The 22192-nt window shown below is 38.0% G+C and carries 24 protein-coding genes; 9 read left to right on the top strand and 15 right to left on the bottom strand.

What is annotated here, in order from left to right:
* Nucleotides 1-3 precede the first annotated feature (3 nt).
* The 7 genes from HMPREF1535_RS05885 to HMPREF1535_RS05855 form a co-directional block, all read right to left on the bottom strand.
* Nucleotides 4-336 (bottom strand): NVEALA domain-containing protein, encoded by a 333-nt coding sequence (locus HMPREF1535_RS05885; RefSeq protein WP_007655615.1) that lies wholly within the window; start codon nt 334-336, stop codon nt 4-6.
* A 126-nt stretch (nt 337-462) separates the two neighbouring features.
* The gene (locus tag HMPREF1535_RS05880; RefSeq protein ID WP_007655614.1) at nt 463-1221 is read right to left on the bottom strand and encodes a DNA-binding domain-containing protein; all 759 of its coding nucleotides are present in this window, start codon (nt 1219-1221) and stop codon (nt 463-465) included.
* Between the two features lie 78 nt (nt 1222-1299).
* The gene (locus HMPREF1535_RS05875; RefSeq protein WP_007655613.1) at nt 1300-2355 is read right to left on the bottom strand and encodes a BF3164 family lipoprotein; all 1056 of its coding nucleotides are present in this window, start codon (nt 2353-2355) and stop codon (nt 1300-1302) included.
* Between the two features lie 162 nt (nt 2356-2517).
* Nucleotides 2518-2793, bottom strand: a complete 276-nt coding sequence (locus HMPREF1535_RS05870) for an NVEALA domain-containing protein (RefSeq protein WP_007655612.1) — start codon at nt 2791-2793, stop codon at nt 2518-2520.
* A gap of 219 nt (nt 2794-3012) precedes the next feature.
* Nucleotides 3013-3894 carry a DUF1573 domain-containing protein gene (locus HMPREF1535_RS05865; protein ID WP_007655611.1) on the bottom strand — a complete coding sequence of 294 codons (882 nt, stop codon included), beginning with the start codon at nt 3892-3894 and terminating at the stop codon, nt 3013-3015.
* A gap of 8 nt (nt 3895-3902) precedes the next feature.
* Nucleotides 3903-4958, bottom strand: coding sequence for a BF3164 family lipoprotein (locus tag HMPREF1535_RS05860; protein ID WP_007655610.1), 1056 nt, complete (start codon nt 4956-4958; stop codon nt 3903-3905).
* A gap of 3 nt (nt 4959-4961) precedes the next feature.
* A complete protein-coding gene (locus HMPREF1535_RS05855; RefSeq protein ID WP_007655609.1) occupies nt 4962-5183 on the bottom strand; it encodes an NVEALA domain-containing protein in 222 nt (73 codons plus the stop codon).
* A gap of 178 nt (nt 5184-5361) precedes the next feature.
* On the opposite strand from HMPREF1535_RS05855, the gene HMPREF1535_RS05850 reads away from it, so the two are divergent.
* From HMPREF1535_RS05850 to HMPREF1535_RS25325, 3 genes are all read left to right on the top strand, one after another.
* A complete protein-coding gene (locus HMPREF1535_RS05850) occupies nt 5362-6501 on the top strand; it encodes a helix-turn-helix domain-containing protein (RefSeq protein WP_007655608.1) in 1140 nt (379 codons plus the stop codon).
* Nucleotides 6502-7755: 1254 nt separating this feature from the next.
* Nucleotides 7756-8223 carry an AlbA family DNA-binding domain-containing protein gene (locus HMPREF1535_RS26195; protein ID WP_046145565.1) on the top strand — a complete coding sequence of 156 codons (468 nt, stop codon included), beginning with the start codon at nt 7756-7758 and terminating at the stop codon, nt 8221-8223.
* Entirely contained in the window at nt 8150-8923 is a 774-nt protein-coding gene (locus tag HMPREF1535_RS25325) for an ATP-binding protein (RefSeq protein ID WP_224263636.1), read from the top strand. Before HMPREF1535_RS26195 ends, HMPREF1535_RS25325 begins: the two co-directional genes overlap by 74 nt.
* 229 nt (nt 8924-9152) lie before the next feature.
* Here the strand turns inward: HMPREF1535_RS25325 and HMPREF1535_RS05825 are convergent, their stop codons facing one another.
* The 4 genes from HMPREF1535_RS05825 to HMPREF1535_RS05810 form a co-directional block, all read right to left on the bottom strand.
* The gene (locus HMPREF1535_RS05825) at nt 9153-10238 is read right to left on the bottom strand and encodes a 6-bladed beta-propeller (RefSeq protein WP_046145564.1); all 1086 of its coding nucleotides are present in this window, start codon (nt 10236-10238) and stop codon (nt 9153-9155) included.
* Between the two features lie 2 nt (nt 10239-10240).
* Nucleotides 10241-11341, bottom strand: a complete 1101-nt coding sequence (locus HMPREF1535_RS05820) for a hypothetical protein (RefSeq protein WP_046145563.1) — start codon at nt 11339-11341, stop codon at nt 10241-10243.
* 230 nt (nt 11342-11571) lie between these two features.
* On the bottom strand, nt 11572-12600 hold the full coding sequence (locus tag HMPREF1535_RS05815) for a 6-bladed beta-propeller (RefSeq protein WP_046145562.1): 1029 nt from the start codon (nt 12598-12600) through the stop codon (nt 11572-11574).
* Between the two features lie 26 nt (nt 12601-12626).
* Nucleotides 12627-13784, bottom strand: coding sequence for a DUF4221 family protein (locus tag HMPREF1535_RS05810; protein WP_048317708.1), 1158 nt, complete (start codon nt 13782-13784; stop codon nt 12627-12629).
* A gap of 372 nt (nt 13785-14156) precedes the next feature.
* Here HMPREF1535_RS05810 and HMPREF1535_RS26420 point away from each other — a divergent pair, with 372 nt between their 5' ends.
* Entirely contained in the window at nt 14157-14291 is a 135-nt protein-coding gene (locus tag HMPREF1535_RS26420) for a hypothetical protein (protein ID WP_258971359.1), read from the top strand.
* Entirely contained in the window at nt 14288-14686 is a 399-nt protein-coding gene (locus HMPREF1535_RS05805) for a PD-(D/E)XK nuclease family transposase (protein WP_082150454.1), read from the top strand. The genes HMPREF1535_RS26420 and HMPREF1535_RS05805 overlap by 4 nt, the downstream gene beginning before the upstream one ends.
* 128 nt (nt 14687-14814) lie before the next feature.
* Here HMPREF1535_RS05805 and HMPREF1535_RS05800 read toward each other — a convergent pair whose 3' ends face one another.
* The 3 genes from HMPREF1535_RS05800 to HMPREF1535_RS05790 all read right to left on the bottom strand — a co-directional run bounded on the left by HMPREF1535_RS05800 (nt 14815) and on the right by HMPREF1535_RS05790 (nt 18997).
* On the bottom strand, nt 14815-15957 hold the full coding sequence (locus HMPREF1535_RS05800) for a DUF4221 family protein (RefSeq protein WP_046145559.1): 1143 nt from the start codon (nt 15955-15957) through the stop codon (nt 14815-14817).
* 123 nt (nt 15958-16080) lie between these two features.
* On the bottom strand, nt 16081-17772 hold the full coding sequence (locus HMPREF1535_RS05795; RefSeq protein WP_087880812.1) for a right-handed parallel beta-helix repeat-containing protein: 1692 nt from the start codon (nt 17770-17772) through the stop codon (nt 16081-16083).
* 94 nt (nt 17773-17866) lie between these two features.
* Nucleotides 17867-18997 (bottom strand): 6-bladed beta-propeller, encoded by a 1131-nt coding sequence (locus HMPREF1535_RS05790; RefSeq protein ID WP_046145558.1) that lies wholly within the window; start codon nt 18995-18997, stop codon nt 17867-17869.
* A 74-nt stretch (nt 18998-19071) separates the two neighbouring features.
* Here HMPREF1535_RS05790 and HMPREF1535_RS05785 point away from each other — a divergent pair, with 74 nt between their 5' ends.
* Together HMPREF1535_RS05785 and HMPREF1535_RS05780 are read left to right on the top strand one after the other, a co-directional pair.
* The gene (locus HMPREF1535_RS05785; protein ID WP_007655588.1) at nt 19072-19950 is read left to right on the top strand and encodes an ion transporter; all 879 of its coding nucleotides are present in this window, start codon (nt 19072-19074) and stop codon (nt 19948-19950) included.
* A 53-nt stretch (nt 19951-20003) separates the two neighbouring features.
* Nucleotides 20004-20231, top strand: a complete 228-nt coding sequence (locus tag HMPREF1535_RS05780; protein WP_046145557.1) for a hypothetical protein — start codon at nt 20004-20006, stop codon at nt 20229-20231.
* Here the strand turns inward: HMPREF1535_RS05780 and HMPREF1535_RS26415 are convergent.
* On the bottom strand, nt 20220-20348 hold the full coding sequence (locus tag HMPREF1535_RS26415; protein WP_007655586.1) for a hypothetical protein: 129 nt from the start codon (nt 20346-20348) through the stop codon (nt 20220-20222). The two genes, HMPREF1535_RS05780 and HMPREF1535_RS26415, sit on opposite strands and share 12 nt — an antisense overlap.
* 165 nt (nt 20349-20513) lie before the next feature.
* Between HMPREF1535_RS26415 and HMPREF1535_RS05775 the strand changes: the two genes are divergently transcribed.
* Complete coding sequence (locus HMPREF1535_RS05775) at nt 20514-21074, top strand: RNA polymerase sigma-70 factor (RefSeq protein WP_007655585.1); 561 nt, start codon at nt 20514-20516, stop codon at nt 21072-21074.
* Between the two features lie 66 nt (nt 21075-21140).
* Complete coding sequence (locus HMPREF1535_RS05770; protein ID WP_046145556.1) at nt 21141-22133, top strand: FecR family protein; 993 nt, start codon at nt 21141-21143, stop codon at nt 22131-22133.
* Nucleotides 22134-22192: the final 59 nt, after the last annotated feature.

Raw genomic sequence — 22192 nt, 5'->3', positions numbered from 1 at the left:
AATTTAACTATTAGTGCAAGCACTTTCTATTAAGCAATTTCCATTTCCGTTATTGCAAGTCACTTTCTGTCCTTCATAGGTCTCTTGCCAGAAAGAAGGTCCTGTAGTAACTGTGCATTTTACTAAAACTGGTTTCCAATCGCTACCCAACCAGTGATTTTCTTCTGTGTCCCACTCTTTTCCGTCCCAACTGAAACTTTCTCCGTAGGCTATAGCATTAATATTTTCAAGGAGTAAATCCGAATTCTTTTTTGTGCTATTAGTATTAACACAGATGTTTATACCAGATAATATGCAAGTAATAATAGTGATGAATAGAAATTTGTTTGTTTTCATATATATTTGAATATTTAATATTGTTTGCGTTATCTAAACACTCCTGTTTATGCTCCCTAAACACGGTTGTTTGTGATGTCCAAACAGGAGTGTTTAGGGAATGCAAACAAAAGTAGTTGTTCTGTATTATTCAATTTCAGGTCTGTCACCACCCTCTTCTCCTTTGGCGGCACCCACATATACGATGCGGTTAATACTGCGCGGTGTTTTTAGAAAACGTTGCGTATTCCCTGAATATTGCGTTGTCAACGTCATTTCATATTCTCCGTCAGCCAATCCTGTGGGAGCGATGAATATTAGTTCCGAAGGATTGTTTGTACCGAACATGTCGGAAGTAACTTTTGTCACCGTGTCGTCTGCCAGGTTGCGGAAGGTGATACCGACCTTTTCGTCTGTTCCCTCAATGCGGATACGCGAACCGGTGATGCGGAAGTTACGTCCCGGCGTGATATGTCCGTCTTTTATGTTGTTGCTGCAATCCTGAACGCCAGTGATATAAATAGTGTCAGCTTTTTCACCCAGGATTTCAACTTTGGTGTTTCGTATTTCTTCGCGCAGGACGCGGTTTTGAGTGAATGCGACGTAGATGTCGTTTTTTGCCGGATTCCATTGTCCGTCTTCGACCGGTCCGATGAAGCGGGGAACGGCGTAGAACAATCCGGTGTTAACATTGTGGCCGTTCATCAAAGCCCGTGCCACGATTCGTTCGTAGAGGGTGACTACGTGAACGAGTGTTTCCCGGCGCAGGCCGGTGTCTTCTTCGCGCATCTCTTCGTAGAGTTGTTCGTTGTCAACCGTACCGGCGGAGTTGAGTACTAAGATACGGTCGTTCGGATCTTCTGTCAGTGTGTTGGGGGCTAACCAGCCTTGGAGTTTGTTGCTCATGGTGTTAAATTTTTAGTTGATTATGTTTTTAGGAATCGAAATAAAAAAGGAATAACTTATAGTAGATGATTTAGAGTCTTATTTTATTATTGATGAATAAATATTTAAATCAAGGTTGTCTTCTGATACACCTATGGCATATAATATATTTGAAGAGTCTATGCAAAAATAAGAAATAGCTTTATCTAGTTGGAATATATCTTTTAATTCACCTTCCCAATTAAATTTGTATATAGATGTTTTTGCACTGCCTTGTTTTATATTTGTTCTCGTATTATTCCAACAAAGAGCATAAAAATAATCATTAGTTGGATAAATAAAAGAAAAAAACATATGTGCATCATCTTCTATTCGTAAACTTTTTCTATCTAATGACATTTTACTCTTATTGTAATCATAATTAGGAAAATATATATGTTTTATTAATTTTCCTGATGTAGATATGATATCTATTTGTTTCCAATTTTTGTAAGCAATGACTATTCTTTCTTTATTTGAAGAATAATAAGCATCATAAATCTGCATTACATGACAGAAATCTGAAGCGTCTTTTAAATATCTGTTCTTTTCGAAATAATTCTTTAATTCAATTGTGTGTGTTAGTTTATTGTAGAATGTTAACTGATGGTCTCGTGTTTGATTGACAATAAGCATGCTGTCATTGTCCTGTAAAACATAATTGTAGAGTCGTAAATTTTCAGGAATTTCGGTTTGAATATAATGTGCTTTTTTTGAACTACTAAATATAGAATCAATATTTACGGAATATAGGCTTGTTACATCACCTATTAATAATGTATTTTTAGATATTTGCAAATTATCATTAAATAAAAATCGAGGATTTTTAAAATCATTGGGACCTTCGCCTATTATACCATATTTATTTAACAATGTTTTTTTTTCTTTGTTGTAAATATATAGAAATCCATCTTTATCTTTGGGATCAAAAATAACAAGAAAAGAATCTTTTATACAACATCCCTTAGGAAATAATGAAGGTATATCAAAGGGAGTTTCTTCTAATTGCAATTTAGACACTTTGACATGCTCTAATGTTAGTACTTCTTTTTTCTCAGTACAAGAACTGAATGTGAAAAGCAAAAAAAACAAAGTAAATAAGGTGTATTTTATCATTTTGTTGAATTTAATTGTTTTTTAAGGAGGATGTGTCAATTCACATTATGGCTACAGACTTGGCAGATAACTTATTTAATATATAATCTGTGTTATCTATATATCATTTAGTATTTTGACACACCCTCTTGATTTTAAATAGAACTTTGACTATTGGCTAATTTAGCAATTCATGTATTTAGGCTCTGTTCCACTTCCTTCGGGGCAACCACTTCTGCATTTTGTGAAGTTTTTTGTATCTTCATACCAATCACTATCCCATTCGTATGCAGCATTTCCGCACCCAAAACTGCCACCACTTTCTCCATTAGCCAACGCTTCTACGTTAGCCAGTGCCAAGTCTGACAATTGTGTTTCATTTTTGCTCTGGTTGAAATTCCAGCCGGCTGCAACAGCCATAGCAGAGATAAGAGCTGCTCCAAAGATCTTTTTCTTCATGATCTTATTGTTTATTAAGTTGTGAATTCGTTAATTTTCTATCTTTGCCTACTCTTGTTCAGCTAAGATATTTGAATAATATAAGTATCATTAGATACCGCTATTATTTCGATTGTTGATTTTAAGTGATTTTGATATACCTCCTTTCTTTTATTAAGAGGGAATGGGTGGGGAGTTTGCCGTAACAGTTGTCAGTCTATCAGGCAGACTCCCTCTTTTTTATTTTGCATTCCCCTTAATCTTTACTTTGACAGGTTGATTGTTAATACTGTTATACCTGACTGTCACGACTTCATCGAAGAAACCTGTATCCTTCGGTGTCATCTTGATTTGCACCCGGAGGGATTCTCCGGGTTTTGCAGGTCGTTTGTCATAGGTGGCTGCTGTGCAGCCGCAGGTGGTACTTACGTCCACAATCACGAGGGGACTATCCCCTGTGTTTTTAACCTCTATGGTTGTTTGTTTTATTTCCGATTTGTCGAATGTACCGAAGTCGATATCTGTTTGACTGGCTTTTGCGATTGTTTTCGGTATGTTTTTGTTTGGGTTGTCTTTTCCGGTAATCTGTTTCAGATAAAGGTCTTTGACTGCCGTATTGTGTACGGGGTTACCCAAAACTGCGACTTTGTTGTTCTTATCCAGTAAGAATGTCTGGAAAGTCATATCAGCCGGGAACTTGTTCAATTTGTTTAATCGGTCGTCCAAATCAATACAAATGGGGTGATCAAAACCATCACGTTTCAGCAAGTAACGTATTTCTTTGGCATCTTTTGGATGAAAGAAGAAAAGGAAAGGTACTTTATTTTGTGTTACCGAATTAGTATATTCGATCAACTCTTTCCACTTATGTAATTGTAGTTTACAGCTGGTACAACCAATAGAGTCTACATATATTAATACCTTATACTCGGATTGTGGTATCTGATAATCCGTAGTATCTGTCAAATAGCGGGTAAATATTGAGTTTTCCGGGAATACAATTTGTTTTCCTTGCCATTCGCTTACCAACTGCGCAATCTGTTTCTCCTTTTCTTTCTGCTCGTTTTTACAGGAAAAGAAGATTGGTAATAATACTAGTATGATTAGATTTAAAGTTTTCATCTTGTCCTTTAAATTTTAAATTCTATAATCGGATCATCACTTTTCACTTCGGTAGCGACGATTGTATTTGTTTCTTCGTTTACATCAATGCCATATATCGCGTGGTCAAGAGTGTATTTCTGTACCGGATTCCCTTGCAGGTCGAATACATAGATAAATCTACCTCCGTCTTCCAGACGTTCTCCCCGCTGATAGGCGGCTAATTTGTCTTTGAATTTAATTCCTTGAAATACCGCATAAATGTATTTGTTTGTTACTTTTATATCATTGAAACCCATGATTCCGTTAGGAATGCCTGAACCATCTTTTCCTGTTTTAAACTCCGGTTCTCCTGCCGGACCGTACAAAACTTTATGAGTATCGTTCTTTAGGTTATAGATTTCGATTGCTTCTCCCAACTGTGTAGCCATTGCTAATATGCCATTGTCGGGATTATAATCTATGAAACTTCGCCATGCTTGCGCTAATGCCGGTCGGACAGTCTTTTCGTTGGCTGTTTCGCTGGGAATTTCGCCACTGCTTTTTATCGGTTTACCGTTGTTGTCGACTTCCCAGATGCGGTGCTCTCCCATATAGTCTGGAATCAAAAAGCCCGATTTCATCGTGCGAAAGTCCAGTGAACGGACCAGTTTCTTGTCTAATTTAATCTCCTCTACCCGTTCCGCGGAACCGGTAGAAGGAGATATTTTCCAACGTGTAATTTGCATCTTGTTGGGATCGAGTGCCCACAAAGAATCTAAGGAGTTGAATTGAAAGTTTGCTGCTGATAACATCTCCTCCGGTGCTTCTCCACGTCTGCCGAATGAGACAACGTGTTTCCACCCCGGATAGGTAAAGGCATGTAAATAATGGTCCATATTATGCAGATCCATTACAACGGCAATACTATCTCTAACCGTTACCCGAAATGGGTAACGGAAGAGGATAGTATCCAGGTTAATTACCTGTGCACTGAGCGCCTTGGTTTTGGCAAAGTCTGAGTATCTGGGGAAGTGCGAATCCGGAGAACTCGTGCAGGCGACCAGGCAGCTAATACCTATTAATGTATAAAGGAGATGTTTCATTGTTTATTCAAGGCTTAATCCTTCAATTTTCATTTCGACCCAATATCCGTAACACTCTACAGAGCCATCGCCATAGCAATTGGCTCCATTTCCATGTTCACCGTAGGCCAATGCTTCCACATTCTCTAATAATAGAGACGGTAAATTGTTTTTTGGAGTGGACCCAAAATAACAACCGACGATCAGGCAAGTTACAAATCCTACTAATTTTAGTTTCTTCTTCATATCTGTATTATGTTTGTTAGTGCAAAAATAGAGAGTCTTTTTCGGATGAACTCCTAGAATTCTCTTATAAATTTCTTATAAATCTCCTATATGAGACCTGTATAGGTGTTTTTTTCTTCGTTTTGCCTCTTTTTGAGTGTTTCTTTACTACTTTTGTATTTTAAAATAAGAAGTGGAAATGAAGAATGATTCATCATATGGGTTAATTGGGATTTTAATGGTTTTGCTGATCTTTATAAGTGGAGGATATTGGTATTCTTGTAGTTTGCGGACCCAAGTGACTGAGATTTGGAAGCAAACTTTATGGGAAGATCGTACGAACAGGATGAGAGAAGCCAAAGTAAAGAAGATACATGTATTTACTCCGACAGCTTCCCCCGAAATTAAAATAACAACTGAAGGTCAGACTGTGCATTTAAAAAGGGATAGCATTAAATCTTATACTGCTGATGAAGGAAATTTTCTGGCTGATCAGCAGTATTTGTCACTCAAGAACCCTGTAAAACTGGAAAACTTGGATAGTCTTTTCCGGTTAAAGTTGAAAGAGAATGGATTGGATTATAAAACGGCAGTATCACTTTATAATAATAGTACAGATAAAAAGACATTTTACGGCCAAGAGGATGTGAAAGTCTTACATGATTACTTGAAGTTGACATACAAAGTAGATATTCAGGATATTATTCTTTTGGAAGGATATGTTAAGGGTGGTTGGATAGAAAGCATAGTGTGGGGGACATCTTATTATGTTGTGTTATCCATAGTCCTTATGATTTTGGGAATATTGATAGTAAAAAGAAAACAGAACAATAAGTCTTCAAAATCTCCGGATCAATTTGTTTCTGAAAATGAACAGCCCATGGAAACAGAGCAGGCTTTACCTGATGAACCTGTTGAGCAAAAGGTAGAGCAGCTAACAGAACCTGTAACAGAACCTGAGGTAGAACCTGTGGCAGAATCGTTGGAGTTGCCTTTGCAACCAACTGATAATGTTGTTCGGTATGACGAAAGACTGTGTTCTTTGTTTTACAGCGATCAGACGATACAACTTACTCCTAAGGTATTTGAGTTGTTTTATTTCCTGTCGCAGGGAAAAGACTATTTTCAATCGTATGAATTTCTCTATAAGGCTCTTGGAGATAAAAATGTAGAAGTTGATAAAAAAACTATGGAACAGTTAGTGCTCCGTTTGCGGAAAGATTTGAACCTGACTATACCTGTTTTGAGTATTGAAACTATACGGGCTAAAGGATACCAAATCAAGGGAAAAGACGAGATGGAAATATGCATAGAACGGATAGAGAATAAAGAAGTGTAGTATTTGGCACTTCTTTATATGATATTATTGAGATCTAAATAACCAAATTGAATATCATCATTAAAAGCGAAAATAAGTTGATTGTTGTCGTCGTCATGTTTCAGCAAATACTGGTGTTTGCTCTATCTTATCTTCCAAATCCGTTTCATTGAGATCGTGGTGTGTCAATTGTCAAAAAGGTGTTTATTATGCTGTTTTTGCATTAAAAGGATTTATAATAAGCAGATAAACTTACGGGGGTATTTTTAACAGTGACCGTTTTAGTAAGTTTTCTTACACATTATTTAACACAATGCTTTTCTATACTCGTTTTTCGGTCAAATCGAATTTCGTTTAAACAAAAAATTATCTCGTTTTAAACAAAAATTCATCTCGTTTTAAATGAATATTTTTTCAGTTTAACTGAGATAGGAGTTCGGTTTAACAGAGAAAATGTTAAAAATACTTGAATTTTAAATAGTTCGTGTGTTTTTGGACTCCGAATTGTATGTTTTCTAGCATGTTTTTTCTACAGAAGGCGTCTGATAATGAGATGAAATGATCTTTCATAAATTGCTTATAAATCAGTATTGGAGAATAAAAGGTTATAATAATTCCTATATTATTTTCGGAATTAATCATTTATTTCCATTTTATTAGCAATAGGATATAAGCGAACCTTCGGAGAATGGCTTGGAAAGTCCCTTGCACGTCCTCAGGTTCATATATTCAAACTATGAAGTACTTAAAATGTCATTTTGATAAAAAGGAGAACAGGGATAACGAAGTGATTACCTTGAAGCTGTTTGTAATTAATCTGGGTGAATGAGATCTACAATTAAATTATCGGAATCGTTTTTATCATGAATGTTGTCAACAAAAAGTATGATGCCGTTATTGATTGTATTCCATCCCGTGTAAGGGTTGAATCTGTTCGAGGCTAATTTACTTTCATATACTTTTTTGAAAGATTTGTCAAATAGCATCAGATACAAATCACGTTCATATGCTATTGTGTCTAAATTTTTATGGGTGTCGAAGGTTGTACAAGCAAAATGTAAACGTGCATACACGTTTGTACAAAGATATTGAACTTATTATGTTAGTCGAAGTTATAGGTGCTTTATTTCAAAGGTGATTCATGCTTTTATTGTAAAGAGTGAAGCATTGATTTTATTACCGAAGCCGGTTGCACCCTTCATAATGCGATGTAGAGGATGTCATTCTCATTTTTTGTTATACATTTGTAATGCTTATCACATATGATATTTGGAGATGAATAGTAAAGAATTGCAACTCATAGTGAAATGTGGAGAAACCAGTACGGTCCAGTTCAAGGAACGTTTCTCTAATCAAGATAGTATTGCAGCCGAAATGGTTGCTATGTCGAATGCACGTGGAGGTATGATTCTGTTTGGTATCAGAGATAAGACAGGGGAAATTATCGGATTATCTTATCAGGAGATACAACAAATAAATTCAATGTTAGCTAATATTGCTACAAACTTGTTACGTCCGGTCATTTACATACAAACCGAAACTATCATAATAGAAGATCGTTCAATTCTTGTTGCTCATATTGATGAAGGAGACAATAAACCTTATAAAGATTTAGGTGGGGCTATTTGGATAAAGCAAGGATCAGATAAACGCAAAGTGATGGAAAATAGTGAAATTCGGAAAAAATCCTCAGCAGTACCGCCCTACTTTTGTAATAAAAGCAGTCGCTTTTTGGGGAAATGATATAGCAGGGATTAGCTATAGAGATAGTAAAGATATTTCAGGTACTTTGCCAGAAATATTTGATAAAGGTATGTCTTTTTTAAAAGCTAATCTCCGTAATATACAGGCTGGACAAGGGTTTAATTCTATTGGTAAACTGGAAGTTTCGGAGATAGCTTTGGAAGAGATACTCCAAAATGCACTTGTGCACCGTGATTATACAAAAAATGCTCCGGTGAGATTACTTATTTTTGATAACCGTATAGAGATTATCAGTCCGGGATGTCTTCCGGATGGACTGACAGTTGAAAATATAAAGTTTGGAAATGCCGTTGTTCGTAATCCATTTATTGCTAATTTTTGTGCAAAAACAATGCCTTATCGTGGTTTAGGTTCTGGGATTATACGTGCATTAAAAGAGGAACCAAGTTTAAAGCTTATCAATGATTTTGATGGTGTACAATTCATATCTGTTATTGAACGGCCATATAATGAGGGAATAAGTGAGGGAATAAGTGAGGGAATAAATGAGGGAATAAATGAAATAGAAACTCTTATTCTTACTTTCTTAGAAAAGAATCCTGGAATTAAAGTGAAAGATATATCCAAATATATCAATAAAGGTATTGCAACGACGGAACGTTATATCAAATCTTTGAAAGAAAAGGGATTGGTCGTGTATGTGGGAGCCCGTAAAACAGGGGGGTATTATAAAAAATAAGATGTTTAATATTAATAATAGATTGCATTCCATCTTATGAAAGGAATGAAAAACCGGAAGCAGCGTATCATTCACTGAAAAGTTCTGATAGTTTTGCCAAAAACTGCCTAAACAACCATTCGTTTAATATATATCAAACGAAAGGAACTCAATTGTCAAACGAAAAGAGCATATATGTGTACTATTCGTTCAATATATATCAAACGCAAATTTGAATGGAAACTTTTCTTTAAAAGAATTCTACAATGCAAGGATTGTCATCTATTTGACAAATAATTTCGTTGCCATCTCTATCTGTATATTGTTTTTCACTCTCTAAAAGTTGATCCGGAGTTAAATAGAGGAGTAGGCTATTTTCGCTGTCTCCTACGGTGATTGTGGAAACAAATGTGCCGTAAGAATATTCTGTGGAGGTTGCCTTTCCGTCTTTTTCTATTTTGGTTATATATTTTTTTCCAGCATAATATGTTTGAATCCAGAATGTTTCGTTAAGCGGTATTATGTTGTTAATATAAGAGCCCTTATTTGCTTCTCTGATAAACTCCATTTCGTATGTATTATATAATTCCAGTAATTGTATATCGGAGAGGTAAACTTCGTTATTTGAAAAGAGACCTTTATTAAAGGTTTCTGTTTTGGAGTCGAAAGCAATATAGGTATTTGATATGCCTAATTGAAAAAGATATTCGGAACCGTATTTCACGAATTGTACGGGTCTGAACATTAAATAGGGTATTTCTTTTTTGAGGTATTCGGATAGGATGTTTCCGTTTTTATCTGTCAGTGTCAAAGAATGATCGTTTTGTCCGGTTACCAGTAGGATATGGGAGTTGTCTAAGCGTTTGAATTTATGTATGATGAAAGGATAGCTGATTTTGTTCAAAAAAGTGCAATCATTTGCATCATAAATCTTTAGACTCTTATTGTCTGAAATCCAAATTTCAGTTTTTCCGTTTATTTCATACACATCAAAGTCTTCAATACGAAGATATTCTTCCGGACCTTGTCCCATTTTATTAAGTGAAGTAACAAATTTACCTTTCTCATTGAAGCACAAAATGGACTTTCCCGCTGAGGAAATATAATAATGACCGTTGAACTTTTTGATTTTGTTGATTTCACCAACCAAACTTTCCGGGGTTGTTTCCAGCGGTGTAATGGTATATTTATCGGTGAATAGATCTGTCCATTCGGGATGATCCTCTTGGGGAACAGTGAACTTTCCCAGCAGGGTGACTTGGTGTTTCTGTTGATTACAGGAGCTTACGGAGAATAAACAGAGTAGGATGTAGAATAATATACTAGTGTTTCTCATATCTATTTTTTTATATCTATGGTTATTAGAATCCAGTTGCTATTATCTGTGGATAGAGACGGTAATATTTTTCGTATAGCCGGATAGTTGCATTTTATATTTTGATAGTGTTCTGCCAGATCTTTTTCCCAAACAAGTAAATAGAGTTTATCTTTATAAGATCCGACGAATGGATTGATAAACCTTGATTGGAATTGATCGAATAGCCGGTCAAAAGAATATAGTAAATGATCTTTGAGATTGATGAAACAGAAATCTTCCCGTTTACCTTTTAATTTAAAAAATAATTTACCGGATGCCTGGTAAAAACTGTAACGATTATGAATGTATGTACGTTTAGTGATAATTTCATGCATTTCATGATCTTCGAAACCTTTGTCTGATTTCAAGAAATCTCCGTGAAAATCAAGTGAATAGAGTGGATATAATTCTTTTTGTTGAAAGTTATAGGAGTAGATGGTGTCTATGCGGGGTGGAAAAATGAATATATTATTATTGGTATCTGTTGTATGTAAATTATATGGAGTATAAGGCCATTCGTTTTTCCCTTGCATTGGCATAAAAAGTTTATTGATGGATTTTAAATCAGTCAAAGCCATAAAGTGTCCTTCAATGTTACCGCGTTCGTTGCATGTTCCTCCTGAGTAAACTAAAAAATCATGTTTGTCGGTCGGAATAATATTAGCACAGGGGAAAGGCAAGGAGACTCTTTTGATCAATGTTCCATCCAGTTTGAACTTATTGATTATTTTGAAACGGCTAACTACCCATAATTCTTCCAATTCACGAATAACACACATTGAATTGACCAGAAGTGCATCAGAAAAAGTGAGTTCCTTGATAAATGCGCCTGTGTTTTTGTAGATAGTCACACTTTTTCCTGCGATGGTACTTCCCATAAAGTATAGAAAATCTTTATGTTGTATCATATCTATACACTGTTCAAATAATTTGTTTTCTAATTTGGTGCAAGAAATATTCGTTACCAGACTATCAAAACAGATTGTTTGATAATGTGACATATCAATTCGGGTAACACCATTTTTCCCATTACAAAAGAATGAACAGGCAATGAAAAGAGTTAACAATATATTTGTCTTCATATTCTATTTATATATTACATATTGCAAATATATAAAACATTACGATATATTCGTAATTATGTGATTGTTTATTTATTACGATTTTGTCGTTTTTATTGCGTGGGCACTTATATATTCCCGTTTGAAGTTAGTTTTATCCATCATAATGGATACTTTGTGTAAATATGCCCATTTCGTCAATTATAATTGATGGATTTGGAGAGGGCAGGTAACTAGTATAGGGATTTTGATTATTCAATAATCCCATCCAAATCCAGATAACCGAATTGTATCTCATCATCCATGCACAGAATGATCCGGTTATTTTCCCGGTCATAGCAGAAACTGGATATTTTATATTCAGTTTCCAGTGTTTGGATATAGTTGCCGTTGAAGTCGAAGACGAGTAGCTTGGTTGGGTAATAGGCATCCGTACGGTGGTCCCCTCCCGAATAACCTGCGATGATTTTGTTTCCACAGAAGACGGGTTGGCTGTAATGTGCTGTTTGCGTTGTTTCTTTTTCCCATTTAGGACCGTATATATTGTATTTTAAATTTCCGTTCAAGTCACAAATAGTCATTAGGTCGTAACGGGAATAACATTCGACATATAATCCATATTCAGGGGAGACATCTGCTGTGATATGCTTCTTTTTTATATCGGGGTGTTCGTATTTCATTGGCTGGATTTCTCCTGTCTGCATGTTCCATTTGGCAACAAGTGATTTGAAATCATTAGTGCCTATAGGCTCTATGATACGTCCGATACATAATGTGTTGTTTATATATCGGTACGTATCAGGAAATAACCCGATTTTTATATCGGCTTTTATATTCGGGATATAGAATGGATTTGCCAGAACGCTGTCCAGGTTATAACTGAATATCTTTTGTTTGCCATGATCCGAGACATAAAATGTACGCTGGGCTTCGTCGATACCTACATGTCCCGGTATGGTAATTTCACCAGGACCTTGTCCTTTATAAGCTGTGCTGGTGATATAATGGAAGTCATTCTTATCAAATAGATGAATAAAGCGGTCGTATGAACTGTGATCGACTATAATTAGATATTTGTCAATAAGATAAGGTCGGGTAACCCGTCCAATCAGTACATCTTCGATCATTATCTCTTTTACCTTATCTTTTACGGAGATTACATTATCCCGTCTATTCTGGTATATTTCCGTATCTGTGTTTGAGGTGCAGCTCAAGCATAGTACGATCAATAATAAGAGGGAGACCTTATAGGGATTAAATAAGCAAGCGGCTGTGTTCATAACTGTTCTATTTGATATTAATTGTTTTAGAGTTCTATTAAATCCATTCTTCTGAAACTTAAAACATTTTCATTGAATTCCGGATTCTGGAAATTGTTGTCGGAAATATACAAGCCATCTTTGAGGATGAAGAACATTACTGGGATGTAGATATTTTCGGGGAATAATGTTTCTCCGATTACCTTAAAATCCTTATCTAAAATCATGATAGAAAATTTTTTTCCGGTTTTCATCAGGTCGGTAATATTCTCGTTGGGGCTTACCTCGCATGCCGGCTGGAAGAAGCGGTAATAGACTTTCCGGTATTTATCATAAATGATATTTCCGTATGAAGCGTTTTCGATAGATTCTTTCCGTATTGTTTTAATGTCGGGAGCAGTATGATTTTTAGGAGAACCGTTTATATATCGGCTTTTGCATGGATATTCTTTGAATGTCTTGTTGTCGTTGGTGACATGAATAGAGTTACTGATGAAAAAGGAATAGACAAAATTTGTTCCGTCATAGTCTCTGCTGCATGTGAAGATACCGTTTTCATTTTTTGCTTCCCACAATCTGGGATAGGTAAGTGGCAGAGTTTTCGTTTGTTTTGTTTGCATATTGACTTTTATACATAATGGATATTTCTCAAGATCGTCTCCGCTATAATGTTTGTCGGAAAACTTTAAAGCCTGATATAAATAGATAGAGGAATCCTGTAGGATCATAGGTGTGTAAACTTTGGACGTAGGAGGGTGGGCGAGAGCCATTTGAGTGTCGGTTATCAGGTCATATTTATCCAGAATTTTTCCGGATTTATTAATCTTAGATATTTTGAATTGATTAAATATCAGGATATTGTCGAGATCGATAACTGTGTGACCGATGAAGCGTCCGACTGCATCGGGACCTTCCATGGCTATTTTGATCTTGTGGGATAGTTTGCAGGAATCGAGCCGATAAAAGTTTAGTTCATTGGTTTGTTCATTTTCATAACTCAGATAGGGAATCCCTTCAGGAGTAATGTAAGAAAACATGGACATGCTATAACAACTTGTATTATCATCTATCGGGATGACGATACGTTTTTCTCCCGGTTGGAGTGAATAGTTCTTAGTCTCGTTTTTGCTCATGTTTCCTTTGCAAGAAGAGAACAGAGGAAGTATAACGCAGAAGGATAATAGGTATTTTAATATGTTTTTCATACAAGTTCCGATTTAGAATGTTTGATGTCGTAAATATAGATATAATTACGAGATGTTCGTAGCTTTGACGGGGGATTCTGATTTTTTAGGAACTGTATTGAATTTATAATATGGTTCAGAATTTATCAAAATTGAGCTATCTTGTCCCCGTGCTTGACACGGGGCCGCAGAAGAACCAGCAGTATCAAAAGATACATATAGGATACGGTCTGTGCCTTTGCGATCCCGTGTCAAGCACGGGGAACAGGATAGCTCATTTATTTCTACATCTGAATCAAATAATCTTCTTCTGCGGTTGGATTAAATAAAATATTACCTACATTTGTCCCGTTACCTGCTATTGGGTAATAAAACAACTAAAACTATTGATTTATGGAAAAGTATGTGAACATCATGCTCGACAAGGCTTTTAAAACCGTATTCGGTGAAAAGCAAGTAGCAATCGACTTTATCAATGCCACGCTTGAGGGCGAACGCCAGGTAAAACTTTTGGCGAGGTCAAACTGAAACAGATTTATCTGTCGTTCGATCTGTTCAATCTAAGAGAAGAGGAATGCAAAACGCCTCTTGAAAATATGGTTTATATATTGAAGAATATGAATTTATTTGATATGTCTCCGTTTAAGGAGAAAAACGATGCCTTCAAGCGCCTGCTCGACGTGGCAAACCTGAATGCAATGACTCCTCACGAACGGGCAGTTTACGATGAGAACCTGAAGATTTATCGCGACTGGCGCAATACACTGGAATATGCGGTGGAAGAGGCTGAAATGAAAGGTTTGAAAAAAGGAAAAGCAGAAGAACAACGCCAGATTGCTGCAAATTTTAAAAAGCAGGGAGTTAATGTCGAAACGATCGCTCAATGTACCGGTCTGTCTGTCGAAGAAATAGATGAATTGTAGTTTATTTATGCGATATTGAATCAACAAAGTGCTCCGAATCCTCGGAACATTTTGTTGATTGCTTGTTTTAGTTATTATCAGTTTTGAACTATTGCAATGCTGATCTGTGTCATCTGTGCGCCATTGCTTTATATTTGTGGCTTGAATATAACTAGTTGAAAAGCTTCAAAGTCTTTATTTTCATCCAGTAGGTTGTCTTCAGTAATAAACAGGCCATTATCCAAGACTCCCCAACTGTTATAATGGGTGTATATGTTATTTTCCAATTTGGTTTCGGAAGTGATGCGGAAGTTTTTATCGAAGCTGGTTAGATATAATTCCTTGCTGTCAGATAAGGTTCTAAAAGGAGTGGTAGAGACGTTCTCTGTTTTGTCGAGATGCAGTCGGTAATAGATGTTTTTATAAGGATCATACTGGATTTCAAAGAAATGAATATTTTCTATGTGATGCTTACTGGCATCTTTCATATCGTAAGGCATGGTTAACTCAGACGCCAGGTTGGGTGTGTATCGGCTCTTTCCTCCAAAAGCTGTTTCTTTGCCGGTCTCGATGTCGATCCGGTATATATTCGAACTGATAGGGAAATTATATAAGATATCCTGATCGGTATAAGTGACATTCGGGAATTGTTTGAATCCGAATCTTTTTCCGGCGAATTTTTCTGTTTCAGATCCTTTTAGTTCAAAGGTTTTGAATGTGCCTGAATTGAGGGAATACTCATAAACGATATAGGTGGCGCTCTCTTCTGTGGGGGTAACGGTCAGGTAGAAAACTGAGTTTCTTTGCGGGTGGTAGAATAATTTGATTGTCGCCATAGAGAAATTAGTCTCGACCATGATGAATCCCCCTTCCAGAAACGGGAGTTCATATTTCCCTTTCACTTCTCCTTCGTTGTTAACCAGATACAGGAATCCCTGGCTGTAAAGCCATAAGCTGTCTTCTTGATGAACATATAGTCCGGATACATTTTTTAGAATTCCGTTTTCTCCTTCCTTATTTAATGGGAGATGCGATATGCTCTGGTCGTTGAGATTGAAAATATCCAGCGAGTGCATGGGACTGTTGTAAGCATAAACTAAATTGTTTTCATTTTCCTGAAAGCACGAAATGACTTGATATGAAGTCAAGGTCTTATCATCTATCGGTATATTAATCTCTTCTTTTTCAAAAGAAATCGCTTTACCATATTGTGATTCGATTAATCCGTCTTGTGATTTTGCACAAGACAAAAACAGGCATATAAGGAGGAAACTTGTTAGTATTTCTTTCATGTTTGTTTTTGTGGTAAATATAATTCTTTTCTGATTATAAATTCTTGTAAATTATCTATTAGTCACCCTGATTGTTGTCGGTAAATCGGTTCAGCAGTTGGTGCTTCGCCGGGTTTTTCACCGTTATTGAACGATATTTCCTTCCATGAAAACATTTTCGCAATCCTGTGTCTTTATCAGATTCGATATTTCGGCAGGAGTTGGCGACAGGAACAGGTTGTCCGTGATTTTTAATCCGTCGACTGATTTGGCGAAGATAGCGTTTGTGCCTGTCAATTGGAAACGGTTGTTCGTTATGGCGATGTTGCGGTGAACATAGCCTTCGTTGCGGTCGTTTTCCGGAGAAATGAGGATGACCGGTCCGCCGCATTCCATGAAATTGTTGTTGCGGATGGTTACATCGCGTACCATACCTGATTCGAACCAACTGCGGGCATCGTCGGCTATCAGGATACCACTCATTTGCATACGGAAGAAGGTGTTGTTCTCTATCAATACCTTGCGGCGGGTGGAAACAAGAATTCCGCGTGTCGGTATGCGGGCAAAATAGTTATTGCGAATGAGGACTTCCGGTGTATAGGTTACGTTTTCAACGACCAGTTCTTTTTTATCCCGGATCGTTTGGGGGATATTCTTGTCGAGGGTTATGAGTATTTCCCGTTCGTTTTTCATTTCCGCCTTTTTTACCTTTGCCGGTGCAAGGCTCATCAGCGAATGGGCATCGATAAATTCGATCTGGTTGCCGGGAAGGAACGATTGGAAGCCATATGTCTGCGGGTGCATGTATTTTACTGATACCTGGTTGGGGGCCGGGTAGCCGGTGACAGCCAGGTGGGTTCCGTGTATATTGATTGGATCGTCGTGCGCTCCGAGGAAACGGGAGTTTTCGATCGTGATCTTACCTTTGCAGCCTGACATCTGTACGAAATCGGCAAAACCGGCACAGGTACGTCCGCTTCCGGCCTCCGGTTCGAATGTCAGATTCCGGTAAGTGATATTTTCTGTCATTTGCCCGACAATTCCGAAGTTACCCAGGAATGCCAGATGTACTCCTTCCAGTGTGACGTTTTTACTGTATTGGATAAGTCCGCAAGCCTGGTCACGGATACCGTCACGCATCTGGAATACCGTACCTTGTTTGGCCTGTGGCGGGGTGTCATATACGAAACGGAGTAGGTTGGTGTCCAGCTCTATTGCCTTGCGAAGGCCGGAAAGCGGCGACCAGCTACGCCAGGTTATATCTTTTTCTTTGTCATAGCTTTGAGCGATACCTCTGGATAGTTCCCAGTTGTCACCGACAAAAGCAAAATGCCCGTCTTTAACGGTGTAGCGTGATTGCGGGTGGATGCGTACGGTCATAAAGTTTTCGCCCACTTCCGTAACGGTCAGTTCCGGGACGGTGGGGTCGGAAGCTGTAACGGTAAAGTCCCGTAGAGTGATATTTTCGCACTGGTCGATTACGAAGCTGGTCATTTCGCCATGGGTGACGAAGCGGGCTCCCTGACCGTCTATTGTCACGTTTTTCAGGTCTTTCAACCACAAACCGATATGTTTTGTCTGATCAGGATTTTCTTTTTCGGAGGCTGTATTGGAGATATGGTAAAGGATCTGTGACGAATTTTCGCGATGGAGGTTATAATCTGCATTTTGCAGTTTGATGACAACCGCTTTCCCGTTATAACTCCGGGCCTGTTCGATTGCAGCCTGGATTTTCTTTGTCATATCTCCGTTTTCCGGGGCAATCCGGATTACATGTTGTGCGTTTGCTATGAATCCCGAAAAGAGACATAGTGCAATAAGGATCGTTTTTTTCATGGTGTAATTAAGAATTTAGAATAATAAATTGACGCAAAAGTAAGAAATAATGCGTCAATATTGTCGGATTACTGCTGGTTTTACGAATAGAACATTATTTGAAATAGTATTTTACCAGACAGAGATTATCGTCTTCCTGTAAATTTTTTACTTTACTGAACTCTTCCGGCGGAAGAATATTATGCAATGTCCCGATCTCCTCCGGTGATACGATGCAGATCATATATTCATCGGTGAAAAGACTTGTTTTCTTGACCTTTGCGCCTCCTTCCAGCGTGTCGAAAACAAAGGATTTTCCATCTTTTTTACGGTAGAAAACATTGCGCCATTTATCTATGTTCCAGGTGTTCAGGACTGTGTAATAATAGTCTTTGTTTTGAAACTGTCGGAAGAAAAAGTAGGGAACTTCGTGTGAATCTACCAGTTGAGGAAATACATTGGGATCTTCTTTTATTCTTTCCTTAAAGGGTTCAAGATTGATATTGCCGGAACCGAAGTCCCATCTATATGCTAATTCTACGGCCTCTTTCGTGAACCGGTATACCTCATTGGAATATTGAGTGGAAAAGTAATTTTCATTGTTATATTTGTAAAAAACATCGATGCACATGTTGGTCATAAAATTATCGTCTGTCGTTTTCCAGAAACCGCCGGCTATTTCCTCTGTGTTTGTATTATAGAATGTGATTAAGTTTTCTGTCGGATCGCCCGCTGTTGTCAGAGTCCAGTAAGCAATCAGCCCTTTGTCGATTTCTATCATATCCGTTTGCCCTCCGCCTCCTGGCAGCAGGTGCCTTTTTATGAATTGCCCGTCTGTTGTATAAGTGTGTATGGCTCCCATCGGACTTAACATATGAATAAGGTTCTCTTCCGGATTGACAATGACTTCATAGATCATATTATATTCACCCGGACCGTTACCGGTCTTATCTATTTTAGATAGAAATTTGCCTTGTTTATCAAAACAGAAAAGTATGCCCATCTCCCTGTCATCATCGAGAATATAATATTTGTTATCAGCTTCGATAACTCGTCCGATCGTTTTGAGCAGGCATTGTTCGTTTGTTTCCAAAGGGATCACTTCTATCTTTTTGAACAGGGTGGAGGCTACCAGGTCTTTGGGAGAGAGTTCTACCTGCAAAATTTTCTGTTCCGTTTTGCTGTTTTGTTTGTTACAAGAGAGTAGTAACATACAGAGAAGTGATATGAAAAAGTATTTATTCATGGCAGTACTTGATTTTATTCATTGGGCTAATGTAAGTAATATTTTTTATTTTTGTATTCAAACACGGGGTTATTATGGAAGAGAAGAAAACAGGTCTTTGGAAGGCTCTTACAAATAAGATAAATACCTTTCTTCACAATAAAGAGTTGAAGGAGAAATTGTATGTGATCATTTTTGAATCGGATACGCCGAAAGGGAAGTTATTCGATGTCTTTCTGATCGGTTTTATCATTATGAGTGTTCTGGTGGTCATCCTGGAGAGTGTGGTCACTTTTTCCGACCATTTCAGGCTGGCGCTTCAGATACTGGAGTATGTGTTTACTGCTTTTTTTACTTTCGAGTATCTGGTGCGTATTTATTGTTCGCCGAAGCCGAAGAAATATATTTTCAGCTTTTTCGGTATTGTCGATTTGCTGGCAACCTTGCCGTTGTATCTGGGATTCCTTTTTACCAGTGCACGTTATTTACTTATTATCCGGACATTCCGCCTGATCCGCGTTTTTCGTGTGTTCAAGCTGTTTAACTTTCTGGAGGAGGGGAATTTACTGTTGGTATCCCTGCGGTTGAGTAGCCGGAAGATTTTTGTTTTCTTCTTTTTTGTACTGATCCTGGTGACTTCGATCGGTACGATCATGTTTATGGTGGAAGGTACGCAACCCGATACTCAATTCAATAATATTCCCAACTGTATTTACTGGGCGATTGTAACCATGACGACCGTGGGGTATGGAGATATAACCCCTGTGACTCCTGTCGGCCGTTTTATCTCGGCTTGTGTGATGCTGATCGGTTATACGATCATTGCTGTGCCTACGGGTATCGTTTCTGCCACGATGATCAAGGAACACCGGCGGCGGAGCGAATTGAGATGCCCCCATTGTTTCCGCACGGGACACGAGGAAGAAGCAAAATACTGTAAATACTGTGGTGGAAAGTTGGATGAGTTTTCATGATTTTTTCTATATTTGCGCTCTAAGAAGGGGGAAGGAATATGAAAAAAGTATCTATGAAAACACTACTGGCTACTATTGTGGCCGCATTATTTATTACACTGTTTTTTGTTGGCGGAGTGTATTGCTTATATACTCAGGTAGCAGATCCGGCTTTGTTTATCGTCGCTTTAGGGAGTGCCTGGGCGGTTTCGCTATGGTTGTTATTGTCTACTGTTTTCAGTAAAAGACGGAAAGGGTCTGTTTCTTTTCATTTTCATGACAGGAGTCTGTTAATCTTTTGAGCTGTTGTTAATATCTTTCCAGGTATCTTTTACAACATACCATATTACACATACGATCATAACCAGCATGATCGCACTGCCGCCTACACTGATGATTGTTTTTATGTATTGATCCATTTTTTCCGGTGTTAGATTTATAAATGTTGTTATTTGATTGGCTAAAGATAGGAATAAGAATATCAATAATTTGAGTTTTGTCGAAAGAATGATGCTGTGTCCGGTAAATTTACGTTTTATATCGTAAGATATTATCTGTTCTTAAATAATATCTATATTTGCGATATGATGGAGGTCGATCGGGAATCTGAATATCTGGAAAAATTGGGGCAGGGGGATCATAAGTCCTTCGATGCCCTGTTTATGTTGTACCATCCGCGGGTAAAGAACTTTCTCAAAGGTTTCATTAAGGATGAGGAAGAGGCGTGCGATATGGCTCAGGATATTTTCTTCAAGGTCTGGACAAACCGGGAAAGCATTTCTAAGGTCAGTTCCCTGAAAGCTTATTTATTTCGTATGGCTCGTAATATGGTCTACGATTATTATGAACACAGCCTTGTAAAAGAGTCTTACGAACAGAAATTACAATCTTCATCCTCTGCTTATACCGACCTGATAGAAGAGGATATCTATGCAAAAGAATTATCGATACTGATCGATATTGCCATCGAACAAATGCCGGAGCAACGCCGGCGTATTTTTAAGATGAGCCGGAAAGAAGGGTTATCGAATGAAGAAATTTCACAGAAGTTGCAAATTAATAAACGGACTGTTGAGAACCATGTAAGTCAGGCGTTGGCGGACCTTCGTGAAGTCGTGCGCGGAGCTTTTTTATTACTTTTTTGAAAAAAATCTCTTTTGGACTGTGTGTGCCTGCTCCTTGTCCCGTCTTCAATATAAACAGGGGATGAAATGGCGAATAAAACGATACATACATTAATCACTAAATTCTTCGGAAATGATCTTCCGGATGCAATCCAGATGTCTTTCCGGAAGTGGTTTGTCGGCGGAACCCATCAGCAGGAAAAGGAAGAGGCAATGCGGGAACTTTGGGAACAGGTTCCGGCAGAAGCAGACGGTCGGACTGTACAGGAACTGTACAGGTTACGTTGTCGTATGGAAGCAGTTGGCCGTCAGGTAGTTAAGCGATCTATGTATCAACAGGCTCTCCGGATTGCCGCCATATTGCTGTTACCTCTGATCGGTGCCGCCAGTGCCTGGTTTGTGATGCAGGGCGAGCCGAAGGTTATAGAGCCGGAATGGACGGAATGTTTTGTGCCGAACGGCGAGAGAAAGCAAATTACTTTATCGGACGGTTCTGTGGTATGGCTGAATTCAGGATCGCTATTGGTATATGCCGCAAAGTTTGAAGGTAACAAACGAGCTATTTACCTGAATGGGGAAGCGAGCTTCAATGTGGCTAAAGATCCGGAAAAACCTTTCATTGTTAAGACAAGCCATATGGATGTGGAGGCGCTGGGGACGGTATTTAATGTAGAGGCTTATTCGGATTCGGAATTGACCGTTGCGACGTTGGAGGAAGGGAAGGTCCGGGTAAGTACCGACCTCACAGCAGATAAGCCGATCATTCTCCACCCGGATGAGCAGGTCGTATATAACAGTTTATTGCGGACCGTTTCCAAAGAAGTTGTTGATGCCGGCAAAGTCATGCAGTGGAAACACGGATATCTCACCTTCCAGGGGGCTTCGTTCGATTATATCGTGAAGACGATAGAAAGGCGTTTCGATGTGACGATTAACTATGAGACTGGCAAGTTTGCAGGACGTAGTTTCACAATGAAATTCCGGCCGGATGAAGGCTTGAACCAGGTACTGGATATTCTGAAAGAAATGGTGAACGGATTAAATTACAGGATTAAAGATAATGTGATATACATAAACTAAAAAAACGGAGGATACATTATGAAAAAAAGAACCCGGGAAGACGACGCCAATCAGAACTC

Source organism: Parabacteroides goldsteinii DSM 19448 = WAL 12034, assembly GCF_000969835.1.
In the GTDB taxonomy this organism is placed as follows: Bacteria; Bacteroidota; Bacteroidia; order Bacteroidales; family Tannerellaceae; genus Parabacteroides; species Parabacteroides goldsteinii.
The sequence above is the reverse complement of the archived record's forward strand: the minus strand, read 5'-3'. Positions and strand labels throughout refer to the sequence as shown.